We start from the raw sequence: 14,541 nt of genomic DNA on the forward strand, positions 1-14,541 counted from the left end.
TTTATCGTAAGAGCCACACCCTGATTAATGATAACAATTTATCGGTATCAACCGGTTTCGTCATATAATCATTGGCTCCCCTCTCTATACATTTTTCACGGTCACCCGTCATGGCCTTTGCGGTCAAAGCGATAATCGGGAGGGACTGGAACTTCGGCATGGTGCGAATATGACCTATGGCTTCATAACCGTCCATCACCGGCATCATAATATCCATAATGACCAGCTCGATCCCTGTTTCACTTTCCAGTTTATCCAAAGCCAGCTTCCCATTATCCGCCATCACAACATCCAAGCCGTGTTTTCTTAATATTTTGGATAAGGCAAACGTGTTGCGAAGGTCATCATCCACCAGCAAAATTTTGCGTCCCTTTAAGGTTTCATCGGAATCACGCACCATACGAATCATTTCTTTCTGCGCTTGCGGAAGAGATTTATGCACGCTGTGAAGGAATAGAGAAACTTCATCCAGCAAGCGATCCGGTGAATTCGCGCCTTTAATCACAATGCTGTCCGTAAACTGGTTTAGTTCCTTATACTCTTCTTGTGTGAGCTCTTTTCCAGTATTAATAATGATCGGCGGTATTGAACCCTCTGAATCAACAACTAACTGCTGCAGCAGTTCAAAGCCTGTCATATCGGGTAATGTTAAATCCAGAATCACACAATCAAAAGGTTGTGATCGCATAAATAGCAGAGCTTCTTTACCCGTTGTGACGCTGAGGATGTCAACCTTCTTATGCTTGAGCAGTTCATGAATAGCTTTTTGATTATTCAAATCATCCTCAACAACTAAAACCTGTTGGATGCGCTCTTGCAGCTTATGTTCAATTTTGTTAAAAACAGCTTCAATGTCTTCCGCTTGAATCGGTTTCGACAAATAGCCGATGGCCCCGCGCTGTAAGGAGTCTGAGCTTTTATCCCTGCCTGAAATGATGTGCACAGGAATATGTCGTGTTTCATTGTGATATTTCAAATGATCAAGAACCTTCAGGCCGTCCATATCTGGAAGCCCCAAATCCAAAAGAATCGCGCTTGGAATATACTGCTTGGCTAATTGAAGGGCACTGAAGCCATCTCCTGCCGCAAGGCACTTGAATCCCTTTTTGTAAGACATGTCCATAAGAATCTTGGCGAACGCCAGATCGTCTTCCACGATCAAAATAACTTTGTCTTGTACGCTATTCTTAAGGTGTTCGCGGTCGTCAGGCAAGAACGTTTTCGCTGGCTGAGCCGTTAACAGATGATCTTCATTAGTGCTTGCAATCAACAATTCACTTGAAATCTGTAAGGAATCGACTGCTGCAGCAACCTCAGCTTTAAACGACGCTATCTTTGGCTCTGACACTTCGACATTAACGACTCCTCCGAGCGGGAGATAAAGTGTAAAGCTGCTGCCTCTCCCCTCGGTACTATTCATGTGAATTTCGCCGCCCAATAGCTTAGCCAACTCTCTAGAAATAGTTAAACCAAGACCCGTTCCGCCATATTTCCGACTCGTCGTGCCATCTGCCTGCTGAAAGGCTTCAAATATAGCTTGTTGTTTACTAGCAGGAATACCTATCCCCGTATCGGTTACAGTTAACGCTAGAGCCCCGTTTTCTTCCAGATGGTTATTTTGGAAAGCCGTTCCTTTTCCAGCCCTTGCGATCTCAACCGTAACGCTTCCTGAAGCCGTAAATTTAAATGCATTGGATAAAAGATTCTTCAGAATTTGCTCGGTACGCTGACCGTCTGTTGTCACGATTTCCGGGATATGATCGTCAAGTTTTAAAATGAACGAAAGGCCCTTTTCTTTGGCAACTGGATTAAATTGGTAACGGAGTGATTGAAGGAGATCGTCCAGTCTCACTTCTTCCATTTGGATGTCCAATTTGCCCGCTTCCACTTTGGATAGATCCAAAATGTCGTTAATTAAAGACAATAAATCCAAGCCGCCGCTATGAATAATCTTAGCAGACTCGATTTGATCTTCCGTTAAATTACCATCTTCATTTGATGATAATGATTTGGATAATATCAGCAAGCTGTTAAGCGGCGTCCGAAGTTCATGCGACATATTGGCCAAAAACTCCGATTTGTACTGACTCGCTTGTTCCAACTCTTTCGCTTTTTCTTCTAAGTCCTGCTTCGATAATTGAATAAAGGCATTTTGCTTTTCGATGTCGGCTTTTTGTACTTCCAAATAGTTGGTTTTTTCTTCTAGCTCTTCATTAATTGCCTGAAGTTCCTCACTTTGGATTCGCATCTTTTCTTCGGATTGCTTCAGCATCAGCGTCTGCTCTTCCAATTCTTCATTGGCCGTGCGCAATTCTTCCTGCTGAGTTTGAAGCTCTTCCGTTAATAGTTGTGATTCACGCAATAACACTTCCGTTTTCTGTCGGCTGTTAGCGGCTTGTATGACAACGCCTAGTGTATCGGATAATTGCTCCAATAGATCGTGCTCTATGCCTGTAAATGGTTTAAAAGCGGCAAGCTCTATAACGGCCAGCACTTCCTCCTCGAAGAGGATAGGAAGAACGACGATTTGGGAAGGTTTCGCTTCCCCGAGACCCGATTGTATGTGTATATAATCGCCCGGCACATTCGATAACAAGATAGGCTTTTTCTCAAGAATGCATTGACCCACTAGGCCTTCCCCAGGTCGAACCCGATTCGCAACGTTCTTTCTTTCTTTAAAAGCATAGCTGCCAAGTAAGACAAATTCATTGGACTGATATTCACTTGACTGTGTCTCTTTCAAATACATAATGCCTTGACCTGCTCCGACAAGACGCGAAATTTCAGATATAAGCATGCCTACTAACTGCTGTATACTTGCAACGCCTTGTGCAAGCCCCGTCAGACGAGCTAACTGGGTTTTCAACCAAAATTGCCGCTCATTTTCAGCTGTTGTTTCTTTTAAAGAGGTCAGCATTCGAATTAATGCCACGCTCAGTTGATCTTGATCAGATCGGGGAACAATCGTCTGCTCATATTCACCTAATGAGATGCGATCCGCCTGAGTAATGACCTCCTTAAAACTAGCTACCATCTGATTGAAGGCTTCCATCAGCTCACCAAATTCATCCTTCGATTGAACGTCCAGATGAATATCTGTGGCTCCTGTCAGAATGAGTTCCGTAGATTTCTTAAGCAGCCGGATTTGAGATAAAAGCATTCTAGATATCAAAACGATGACCAAAAAGGAGAGGATTAGAATAATGACGTTAAATATGGCCACACCAATCAACGATTGCGTGGTATTCTTTTCGATTGTTTCCATACTTTGAATTAATTCTGACGAAAGCCCATCCTCAACCTCTTTAAGAAGATCTACTTCTTGTGTCGCCACGTTGTGCCATTCCTGTGAGTCCACCCCGAGAGTTTTCCCTGGTTCCGCTTTTAGGACTAGTTGAACGAGACGATCGACCTCGTTAACAGCTTGTCCTTTCACCGTTTTCTGATAGAGTTGCCCAGCAGTCACTGTTGCGAGTAAGTTGGATTCCTTATAATAAAGCAATTGTTCGTTCTCTAACACACCGATCTGTTCAATCTCATTTAAATCCGCACGATCCGAGGAAAAAACATGAAATAATAATGCGCGCTCCCTACTCACTGCAAATTTGCTTTTGGAAAAGAGAATATAGGAATTAAGCATGTTTGAAATTTGCTGATTCGAGCTTATTTCGTTCGTGTTTTGCATCATATCAAAGAGACTATTTATCGTATCAAAATAAAAAGAAAGTGTTTCATCCTCATTGGCTTTCCCTTGATCAATTTGCGTCCTCTGAATCACAATTTGGTCCAGCTTGCTTACCGCATTATTTGCATTTTTTTTAAACTTATCACCCAAAACAGATGTGTTCAATGACTTTAATTGCTCCCGAAATGCACTTGTCTTCGCATCAGTAAACTTACGTTGATCCGTTAGTTGGCGCGTAACCGTTTCATCTTCAAAGTAACCTGATAATAGGCTCCGCTCTTTCTGAAGCTCATGAACCAGATCATTGATGTAGATTTCCGTTGTAACAAGGGTCTGCAGCCTGCTTAATTCAGACAGCTCTTTCACTTTTCCATAAATGGCATTGGTGGAGAAATATAACAACCCCAACATAGGTAGTACAATCATAATAATCAGCTTGTAATTTATTTTAGCGTTCCGAATCCATTGCATGTGGCAAGCCCTCTCTTTGGTTGAGACTGTGTATCACGTTTAGGAGTATATATTCTACAAATTACGACAAACCCCCTCTATTTTGAGCTCAAAAGGAACAAAAATCTGCTTGCAAAAAAGCATATACAAAAAGGACAGAACGATTGGGATCGTCTGTCCTTGGTAGATTCAACTAAAACCGAAAAACTAGTGGTTCGGAATAAATTCACTATGAACTTCGATCAGCTTTTGGACGAATATCTCAAAATCATTTTTACTAGAAGAAAATTTGAAATCGGTTACACCCGTGTTGAAATCAATAACTGTTAAAGCCACACGATTGAGTGGATATTCGGGAATAGGCTCAGAGGCAAGAGAAATATTTTTGAAAGGGTAAATGGATGTTTCACCGTAGAAACGAAGCACAGTTAAATGATCATCTCTTAACTCCAAGGATATTTGTTGATCTGAATCAGTGAAACTCTTCAGTGTACTCATCATTTATCAATCCTCCTCTTGTCCTCTATTTTACTATCAAATGAGGAGATAAAGAAGCCCAAAACGAAAAATTTTCCTGCCGCTTACCTGTTTCAATGCACAATAAATCGGGTAAATGAGTAATAGGGCTGAAAGCCGCTTTTACAAATGCTACGGAGGTGCAACAAATGACTACAACGATTTTACTATCCGAAAGATCAGGTCCTGTAAAGAAGCTGCGAGCTGAGGGGCATATTCCTGCTGTGGTGTATAGCTCACGTATGGATTCCGAACATGTCACTGTCCCGGAAAAAGAAATCCGCGCATCACTGAAACGCAATCCACGTGCTATCCTGAATGTTACCCTGCCATCCAAAACCAAACAGCCGGTAATCGTCCATGAAGTCCAGAAGGATAGCCTGACGGGTCAATTGCTGCATATTGATTTTCTTCAAATTAATATGAAAGAACAGCTCGACACATCGATTGCCGTCCATTTCACCGGAGAAGCTAAGGGCACCAAGGAAGGCGGTATTCTCCAAATAGAAACTCATGAGGTCATGATCCGCTGTATGCCGAACAAGCTGCCAGAACATCTCGCCATTGATATTAGTATGCTAGGTATCGGCGAACATATAACCATTGCTGATCTTAAAGTTCCCAAGCATGTTGAAGTGTTAAGTGATCCAGAAACCATTCTGGCCACCATACTTGGCATGCAGAAGCTTGACGCAGCGGTTGAACCAGCTGCAGAACAGGCGGAGGAAACTGCCGAGTCTGTCTGATGCTTAAAGTGATTGCCTCGCTGACACAGGAATAATAAAACCGGCTCTTTTCGCAGCAAATGCGGAAGAGTCGGTTTTTAGTTTTACACTATTTTCTAATAGGCAATTCAATTTCCACCGTGGTACCCTGATTAATTTTGCTTTGAATTAACAATTTACCTCCATGTCCTTCGATGATCCGTTTGCACACCATAAGCCCTAAACCAGTGCCATTCACTTTGGTCGTATAAAACGGCTCACCTAACTGGGATAACCTCTCTCCAGAAATGCCTACACCCTGATCTTCGATGCGGATCACCACACCTTGATGGATTGGATTTCGGATAGCGATTTGTATGATTCCCCCATTAGGCATAGACTCGATTGCATTTTTTAAAATATTAATTAACACCTGTTTGATTTGATCTGGGTTACAATAAATGGCTGGTATGTCTGGATCCATGTCGATATGTATTTGAACGTTATAAAGATGAGCATGAGGCTGCAGAAAACCAACCACACTTTTGACAAGACCAAGGGATGTACTCTCCATATAACAATTTAGATGTGGTTTAGCAAGAGTCATGAATTCATTGACAACATAGTTGATATGTTCTAATTCTTCCAACATGACATCAACGTAGTCGGCATTTTTAGCCTTTAATAATTTCACAAAACCTTTCAAGGAGGTTAAAGGATTCCGTATATCATGTGCGATCCCAGCTGCCAATTGACCGATGAGCGACAGTTTTTCGGCTCTAATAATGGCTTCTTCAGACTTTTTGCGCTCAGTGAGATCACGTATCACGGTCTGTACGACAGGAAACCCCATGTTTTTGTCGACATAAATGGATGAAATTTCAGCATCAAAAATAGTTCCATCTAACTTTTGCAACTTTATCTCCATAAACTCCGTATAAGAGTCAGACTGCATCACATACTGAAGCCGCTCCAGGATGAAATCCTTATCACTTAAACAGAAAAAATCATATATTCGTTTTCCCTTAAATTCATCTGAAGAAACACCGCCAAACAGTGTACAGCAGGCATCATTCACAAAGTGAATAGTACCATCGTTATGCAAAGCAATGGGTTCTGGATTAAGTTTAATCAACCTTCTAAATTGTTTTTCTCTTTCTAAAAGCTCCTCATCGGCTCTTTTCTTCTCACTAATGTCCCTTTCCACACCAATGAACCCAATAATAACTCCTTCGTTATCTTTCATAGGTGAGACCGTAACATTCGCATAAAAGGTAGAACCATCTTTTCTTAGTTTTAACGCTTCGAAATCCGAACTTTTCTCCCCATCTATTAAAGACTGATATAGCCGAAGAGCATCTTCCTTATATTTATCTGGAGTCATCGGCAATACTTTCCCGATCACTTCATCTCTTGTCCAGCCATGTAATTCTTCAAACTTCTTATTCACCTCTAACACTTTTCCATTAACATCAACGACGACAATTCCGTCTGAGGTTAAATTCATAAAGGAATCGATTAGATGTTCTTTCAATTTCAAGAGTAAACATCCCCTTATCTCAAGCAAGTGATTGTAGCTTATTCGTCTTTAATGGAAAAAAACCTTTATTATAATTGGGATTTTCAAAAAATTATTAATAATATGAATCACTTTTTCTAGCTTCAACGGTTACAAAAATGTCCCCTAAATGTTTCTTTATTTCAATTATTTCTATATCTTCTTGTTTTAGTAGGTGAATTGTATCTCTATTCAAATGGCAACCATCACAAGCTCTCTTCCATATCGGTGATAGGAGATCTTGTAGCTTGCCTATTACGCTATTTTCATGACGAACATGCTCGAATAATAAAATTGTTCCAGTAGGCTTACAAACTCTACTAATTTCTCTAATAGCTTCTACTGGGTTTGGTATTGTACATAAAACTAGTGTCCCAACCACAGTATCAAATGAATGATCTGCAAATGACAATCGCTCAGCATTACCTTCAATTACACGGATAGAAGTTTTAGCTTCGGAAGCTCGCTCATACGAGGTCTTCCTTAGAACTGGATTTGGTTCAATTGCTGTTACAGATACGTCCTTATAGAAGCTGAAATTAATTCCTGTTCCGCATCCGATTTCCAAAACTTCGCCCTTGGCTTTGCTTATTAACTCGGAGCGAATATCTATAAATCTTTTGGTCTCCAAGGGTTTCATTAATCTATCATAATTATTAACGAACCAATTGCTGCAGATAGATATCTACTCCTTTCTTGTTCGACCCTACACCCTAGGAGGACTCCTCTATCTCCAACTAGGTCCTAAACACAGACAAGGATTGACAGAAAAAATATTCAGTAATACTATAATAGAATTGAAGAAATCACTCATTTTTCATACATAAAAATAACATTCTATAACCAACCCATAGCCTAGGCAATTAACTAGACAAGTATGAGAATATGGTGTAACGGAAGGAGGCCAACATTGTCTGAGAATCACGAATATGCAGAAACTTTAAACGGCAGGAATCCCCTCAGTCTGCAATCTGACTGTGAGAATTGCTTCGGCTTGTGCTGCGTCGCGCTGCCCTACGCAGCATCGTCAGACTTCGCGATCGACAAAGACGCCGGCCAGCCCTGCCCCAACCTGCAATCGGACTTCCGCTGCGGTGTTCACACTAACCTCAGACAGCTGGGCTTTCGAGGCTGTACGGTTTATGACTGCTTCGGCGCAGGGCAAAAGGTTTCCCATGTCACCTTCGGCGGACACGACTGGCGTCAAGTCCCAGGGTCTGCGAAGCAAATGTTCGAGGTGTTCCCGATCATGCGTCAACTCCATGAACTGCTCTGGTATTTGACCGAAGCGCTGACGCTGCAACCTGCCCGTCCTATCCACGGTGAACTCAGCATTGCGCTCGACGAAACAGAACGCCTCACGCACCTTAGTAGCGACTCTCTCATGGAACTGGACGTGGCAGCACATCGAGCCAATGTCAATGTTCTGCTTTTACGGACGAGCGAGCTCGTCCGAGCCGAAGCCCAGCGCAAGCAGAAAAAAACCGCGGGGCGTCAGAAAACCTACGGTCGAGGAGCCGACCTTATCGGGGCCAATCTCAAAGGTGCCGATCTCAGAGGCGCTAATTTGAGAGGGGCCTACCTTATTGCTGCTAACCTCAGAGGTGCCGACCTGAGAGTGGCTGACCTCATCGGGGCCGATTTCCGGGACGCTGATCTTAGCGGCGCCAACCTCACCGATAGTATCTTTCTCACCCAAGCCCAACTCAACGCGGCGAAGGGCGATATTAACACCAAGTTACCACCGTCGCTCACTCGCCCAGCTCACTGGTCTACTTTCAAAGCATAGAGTATTAGATTATGAGGTCAGCCAGTTTTTACTGGTTGACCTTTTTTGATTTAGTCATAAAGTATGGCAATCGATTGCCCATTTCCTTGCCCGTCTTACAGTATGTTCTATTTCGGTATAATCTGCTGAAATTCCTTTTTCAAAACCAATTCCCGCTACTTCAACTATACTCAACAGTCCGCCGCAGCTATCTGATCAATAAGTACACTCTTGTATTCCGTTATGCTATAATTTCAGAAAAATAGGCCAAGGGAGAGAACTAGATGGCTACAATAATTGATAAGATTGCATGGATATACGTTGTTGATGGTCAAATATTAGGCGCTCGTTCCAAAGGAAAAGATACTTCTTATTTACCTGGAGGAAAAAGGGAGCCCGATGAAGCCGATATCGATACCCTTGTTCGAGAAATAGAAGAGGAATTATCCGTTCGAATAAAGCCAGAAACTGTCTCGCATTTTGGAACGTTCGAAGCTCAAGCCCATGGTAAATCGGAAGGTACGCAAGTAAAAATGACATGTTATACAGCGGATTTCGAAGGAAATCTGAGTCCGGCTTCTGAGATAGATGAATTGGTCTGGTTAACCTATCATGACCGGGATCGTGTATCTCCTGTTTGCCAAATTATTTTTGATAAATTGAACGAGTTGAAGATGCTTTCATAATTCATGAAGGAATAACAGGATTCCTCCTCCTATTGGATAAATCAATAAACAATATTGACACTTGTCCACAAAAAAGTAAGGAGCTGCCCGCGGCAGCTCCTTACTCGTTTATATTGTATTTTAATCAACTAATTTCCCTGATTTGCTTTTTCTCATCAGTGCACAATCTTTTTTAATAAATCTTCTACTTTTGCTTGCATGGATTGTATGGTTGTTTTCCTATATTGAATACCAAGCCGGAGTACCTTCAACTGCTGTCTTCGAGAAAGCTTTCGAAATCGGGGCTCCCTTTTCAGAAAAGTCCGAATGATAGACCAGCTGTTGACTGCAATCCGATCCGGTGAGATGTAAGGAACATCATAAGGTAGTTGTCGTTTCCTGAACCGATTAATAAGCGTCCCAACACTAGCAGAAATCTTCCCTTCATCTACAAGACACACAGCAGAACTTTTTTTTGTTTGCTTTTTGAGGAAATCGAAATGATGATGCCCGCCTTGGATGACGTAACCACCTTCTTTTCTGTTTTTACGCACAATCAACAGATGCATTAAATCTTGTGCAACTTTTTTGAATTCCTTATTTCTTAATGAGGTTTTAGCGGCGATACTTTCCGGTTTAATCTTACTTAGAGGTATATATTGCACTGTATATCTCAACTGTACCCCTCCTCGTCACACCGTTGTTTACTGTAATCTATTCTAAGTGTATTCTGTTAGTGCTGCGGTGTGAACTCCCTCTCATAAATGTCGCTAACTTTGCACAAAAAAACAGCTCTCCTTCGGAGTAGCTGCCTTTCTTTCACTTCTATTCGTGATAAGCTTCTGTCAATCCGTTTTGTGACCGTAAATTTGCAGATCATGAATAGACCAATAATTCCCTGCTTTCGCTGTCTGGACAATCTTTACGTATCGCGCATTTTGTGGACTGATATTGATTTCTAATACGTTTGTGCCAACACCCGATGCGATTGAAGATCCCCAATTGAAGCCGTCAGAAGATACATATACCTCATACTTCCTTGGATAATCATTCGGCGAGTTCTCACTTCTTAGCACAATCTTATTGATTGTGAATGAGTTCTTCAAATCAATTTGATAAAATTGCCCGGGTGCTTGAGCTGTCCCTGTATCCCAGCGTGTATAAGGACTGCCATCAATCGCACCTTGTGGTTTGCCAGAACTGCTGGTTACTTCCCATTCTTCCCGCTCTAGCGCAACTTCATCGGCAGCCGTCGCCGTTGCCGCTTGCGAAAACTCCTTTGAACCTGAAACTCTGATCTGATACATGTATTTGTTTCCTACCAACGTATCCGCATCGACAAACTCTGTATCTGACACTTGTTCAGCAATCACCTCGTAGCTGCCCTCAGCCGTGCCTATTTTTCGCAAAACATCGTAACTGTGTGCTCCTTCAGATTCTCCCCAACTAAGCTCAATCGCATGATTCTCTATAGGCTTTGCCTGAATCCACGCAGGTGCAACCGGTTTTACCCTATCTGTCCGAGTCAGGATATACTGCACAGCTTCACCAGGAAGCAGCGTTTCCTTGAATTCAAGCTCAGGTGCTGCTTGCAATCCTGTCAAATACGTACGAGCGGATTCATAGGTATCACCCGCCCCGAATCTTTCTCCTTCGTACAAAGCAGCTTCGGGCATGGTTACTTTGGCTTGTATCGTTTGCGTACTCGTCCCAAAATTTACGAAGTTAAGCAGAATTTTGTCCGACTTCGCTCCTGATCCTGGCAATGCAGGCAAAGTCGATGTATCCACGCCCCGAAAATAAACAAGCTTATCAGCCAACTCAGACTTGTTCGTTAGTTCGTAAACAAGCGGCTTCCCATGCGTGGCATAGGCTAGATTCAACCTGCGCATAATCCCAACACGTGTATCATTATCCGTTAAGCTCTTATAAATCTTCATTTGCGCTGGGTTTTGATTATTCAAATCATTCCCCGACTCAAACAAGGAATATTGCGGATAAAACGCTGCATGCTGCATAAACATATCAGCATAACCGATATGAGCCCTCATAATGCGATCGAAGACCGCCGAATGTGGCTGCGTAGCACCAAATTCTTTGGGATCCGTATGACTATCTGAAGTTCCATACTCCGTATTCAACATTAGCTTCTTGAGGCCATCCTCTGAACCTTCGAAGGTTTGCAGATTTTCTAGGAAGCTTCCGTCCTTATTATCGGAATACGAATTTCCGTAAGCATGCCCATTCGTTAAATCTGTCAACTCTTCTAGCTCCATTCGCTGCGCCGAATCGTCTTCCCATCCGTCGGGATCTCCACATTTAAACATACCAGTTGGAGTTTGATTCCTACATGTTCTAATGTTGTACTTAGGTGCATATGCCCAGCCGGGAGCCACAGTTTTCACATGTGGAGCAAGCTCAGGAAGATGGGTTTTTAACCACTTCGCAATGGCTAGATTCACTCCTTTGGAGCGATTGAATAAGCCTGGTTCATTATCGATCTCATAGTATTGAAACATGGACCCATACTGCTTCACATAATCCAGTAATTTATTCTCTGCATCTGCTGGCAGTGTGCCATCCTCTTTCAGCTTAATATTCCCTGTATGCAGATGTAGCGCTACCGCCTCAGTGTTGTAATCACGCAGGGTTTCGTAATAAGACTTGATGGACGAACAACCCTGCTTCACATCTGTCGCACAATCTACCCTCATTACATTGCCGCTGTAGGCGATTCCTAACCATTTCAATACATAAGGAAGGTGCCTTACTGCTCCCTGGTCATAGTAGAATGACAGATTGCTTACTTTCGTACCGGATTCCACATATCTCCCATGAATCGGTTCTTCGGCAGGTGAAGACAGCGCGTCTAGTGCGAGGTAATCCCATTTCCACCAGAGAAATTTATTCTCATCTGCCGTACAATACAAACAGCCTACGGCTGACAGCTTCAATTCGTTATTTCCCAGCTGCAGCTGCTCCTTAGGAATATAAAGCTCATATAATTTCTTATATGGGTAGGTGCTTGTTGTCCCCCCGACTCCAGCAATCTGAATGATGCCAGAAAGCATCTTGTTGGAGAAAACCGCCATCTGTGGAATGGCTTTGTGAGCATCCAGAATTCGAACACGGAAATGAACACCATATTCGGGTATTTCAGTGAGCGGGAAGTTGATCGAAAAGGTAGGATTCAAGGATTTATTAAGACCTTGAGGCACCGTGTCCCAAGCATCCGTCTGCTTCAAGTCGGGCGTTACGTTATAGCTGCTCTGTCCTGCGCTTTCTTTTCCAAATTCCAAATCGGAATCGTCCTGATTGCCCAACATCCATATTTGATTACCAATCTGATTGGAAACTGTCATCACTTTTGTAAAATCTGTTTTTGCCGATGCACCGTAGTTATTCGAAGCCGAGGTCAGGATCAGTAAGATCAACAAGGCCGTTGGTACAATCACATATCTCATCATGGTAGATACCTCTCAACCTTCAAGGAAGTAATAGGGCACTCGCAGGAATAATTTCTTTCACTTGGGACGGACTCGTCCACATGACTTTGGCAACAGCACCATTCATATTATCATAATATTCGACTTTCAAATCAACAGGCACGCCAGCGGTTAGTGCAATGGTTCCGGATCGTTCCACCCAGCTTTGATTAAACCAACTATCAATAACCAACACGCCATTCACCCAAACCCGGATGCCATCGTCACTTAAAGTAGAAATCTTGTAGGTTTCCGTATATTTGGGCTTGAGTTTACCCGTCCATCTCACGGAAAACGTATCTGCTTGCATGGAAGGAAAGGGAGCCGAGGTAGACCAATTGAAATCAATCTTGGCATCTTCCTTCGTTTCCTTCAGCGCGGTCAAATCCTTATTATCGAAATATTCCGCTCGCAACCCATATCTCTCATCCTGTAAGACAGGTTGTATAACAGGTGCTTTAATAGGCTGGAGAGACTCTCTTGTCAATAATTTGGAATTTGTATAAAAGGTTTCAATTTCTTGAAGGTTATTATTTTCGGCCAGCATTTTGCCCCATGTCATCAGGTAGGCCCATTTGGGCTGCTCATTCAAAATAGTGTCGCTAGGCAGCTCGCCATTTTCCCCGACGGCCACAGGCTTACCATTCGCTAATTCAACAATTTTCGCGTAATAATCCGGATGGTAATCATTGTCATAGATATCAACGGCGAGAACATCCACCTTATTTTCTCCAGGATAAGTGGCTGTATACGAGTCAGAACTTGCATTCGGTGCATTCGGGCTCCAAACCCAAAGCAAATTGTTCAGCTTATGCACGTTAACGAAGCGGTCGTACATGATATTCCATAATGCAGGGAAGTTACTCTTCTTGCCCCACCAGAACCAATTTCCATTCATTTCATGATACGGTCGCCATAAGACAGGCACACCTGCATCTCTAAGTTTCCCTAAGTACACGGCCGCTTTATCGAGATCTGCAAGCAATTGCGTATACTGGGGAGTACCTGGCGTAACGTACTTATCAAAATCGGCTTGACTCATTTCCTTCTTTACATTCGACCAGCAGAGGCACGCTCCCGGAATACTTTCGTGAAATGATATCGTTACCAGACCGCCAGCCTGATTCCACGCAATCGCACTATTAACCACCTTTTGTCTTTGATCTGCTAATTGACTTTCGGATTGATCCATAATGGCACCGAATTCATAACCATGAAGACCCGGATATTTACCAGTCCAGCCTTTGACTTGATTCGTCCATTCATCTGGGCTTTCTAGGTAATCATGCTGCCCGCTAATGATGCTTACACCCGAAATGGCATACAATTGCTGCAGTACTGCCTTGGCCTCGACCGTTGCCTGTGAATTGATAGGAACAATTGACGCATTCGTTACGCTTGGGTGAAGCAAAAAATTCGGTGCTAGCAAAGAGAGTAGAAATAATAAAGAAACCACCTTCTTACGCACACCCGCCTTTCCAAAAAATTCGATCATCATCTTTCCTCCAGTATGGTAGATTGACACAATGAACCCTGATTTACGCTCCTTATACGCGTGTTCATTCTGCTTAATCTACCATACAGGGCATATATTAGATTTGTATAAGCATTATATTAATGTTTTGAAAGTTTTTCCAATTTCAGTTATGCTTTCAAACAAGGAATCGCCTTCCATTCGCTTTAAGTCGAATAGAAGGCGGTTCGTTGTTT

10 protein-coding genes are annotated in these 14,541 nt (G+C 42.7%); 3 read left to right on the forward strand and 7 right to left on the reverse strand.

Translation table 11 applies throughout. The features are described 5' to 3' along the window. Nucleotide 1: 1 nt before the first annotated feature. Both ASG85_RS30765 and ASG85_RS30770 read right to left on the reverse strand, forming a co-directional pair. Complete coding sequence (locus ASG85_RS30765) at nucleotides 2-4,156, reverse strand: response regulator (RefSeq protein ID WP_060648789.1); 4,155 nt, start codon at nucleotides 4,154-4,156, stop codon at nucleotides 2-4. Between the two features lie 186 nt (nucleotides 4,157-4,342). Beyond that, complete coding sequence (locus ASG85_RS30770; RefSeq protein ID WP_057306536.1) at nucleotides 4,343-4,636, reverse strand: hypothetical protein; 294 nt, start codon at nucleotides 4,634-4,636, stop codon at nucleotides 4,343-4,345. A gap of 164 nt (nucleotides 4,637-4,800) precedes the next feature. Here ASG85_RS30770 and ASG85_RS30775 point away from each other — a divergent pair, with 164 nt between their 5' ends. Further along, nucleotides 4,801-5,397 carry a 50S ribosomal protein L25 gene (locus ASG85_RS30775; protein WP_060648790.1) on the forward strand — a complete coding sequence of 199 codons (597 nt, stop codon included), beginning with the start codon at nucleotides 4,801-4,803 and terminating at the stop codon, nucleotides 5,395-5,397. 88 nt (nucleotides 5,398-5,485) lie between these two features. On the opposite strand, the gene ASG85_RS30780 is transcribed toward ASG85_RS30775, so the two are convergent. Together ASG85_RS30780 and ASG85_RS30785 are read right to left on the reverse strand one after the other, a co-directional pair. Next, nucleotides 5,486-6,895, reverse strand: a complete 1,410-nt coding sequence (locus ASG85_RS30780; RefSeq protein ID WP_060648791.1) for a PAS domain-containing sensor histidine kinase — start codon at nucleotides 6,893-6,895, stop codon at nucleotides 5,486-5,488. A gap of 94 nt (nucleotides 6,896-6,989) precedes the next feature. Then, entirely contained in the window at nucleotides 6,990-7,553 is a 564-nt protein-coding gene (locus ASG85_RS30785; RefSeq protein WP_060648792.1) for a class I SAM-dependent methyltransferase, read from the reverse strand. Between the two features lie 270 nt (nucleotides 7,554-7,823). Between ASG85_RS30785 and ASG85_RS30790 the strand changes: the two genes are divergently transcribed. Both ASG85_RS30790 and ASG85_RS30795 read left to right on the forward strand, forming a co-directional pair. Next, the gene (locus ASG85_RS30790; RefSeq protein WP_060648793.1) at nucleotides 7,824-8,702 is read left to right on the forward strand and encodes a pentapeptide repeat-containing protein; all 879 of its coding nucleotides are present in this window, start codon (nucleotides 7,824-7,826) and stop codon (nucleotides 8,700-8,702) included. Between the two features lie 263 nt (nucleotides 8,703-8,965). Continuing rightward, nucleotides 8,966-9,367, forward strand: a complete 402-nt coding sequence (locus ASG85_RS30795) for an NUDIX hydrolase (RefSeq protein ID WP_060648794.1) — start codon at nucleotides 8,966-8,968, stop codon at nucleotides 9,365-9,367. A gap of 155 nt (nucleotides 9,368-9,522) precedes the next feature. Here ASG85_RS30795 and ASG85_RS30800 read toward each other — a convergent pair whose 3' ends face one another. The 3 genes from ASG85_RS30800 to ASG85_RS30810 all read right to left on the reverse strand — a co-directional run bounded on the left by ASG85_RS30800 (nucleotide 9,523) and on the right by ASG85_RS30810 (nucleotide 14,329). Beyond that, entirely contained in the window at nucleotides 9,523-10,023 is a 501-nt protein-coding gene (locus tag ASG85_RS30800) for a hypothetical protein (protein WP_060648795.1), read from the reverse strand. 168 nt (nucleotides 10,024-10,191) lie between these two features. Further along, on the reverse strand, nucleotides 10,192-12,813 hold the full coding sequence (locus ASG85_RS30805; RefSeq protein ID WP_060648796.1) for a discoidin domain-containing protein: 2,622 nt from the start codon (nucleotides 12,811-12,813) through the stop codon (nucleotides 10,192-10,194). A 19-nt stretch (nucleotides 12,814-12,832) separates the two neighbouring features. Continuing rightward, on the reverse strand, nucleotides 12,833-14,329 hold the full coding sequence (locus tag ASG85_RS30810; protein ID WP_060648797.1) for a glycosyl hydrolase: 1,497 nt from the start codon (nucleotides 14,327-14,329) through the stop codon (nucleotides 12,833-12,835). Between the last annotated feature and the right edge of the window lie 212 nt (nucleotides 14,330-14,541).

Source organism: Paenibacillus sp. Soil724D2, assembly GCF_001427935.1.
Lineage (GTDB): Bacteria > Bacillota > Bacilli > Paenibacillales > NBRC-103111 > Paenibacillus_E.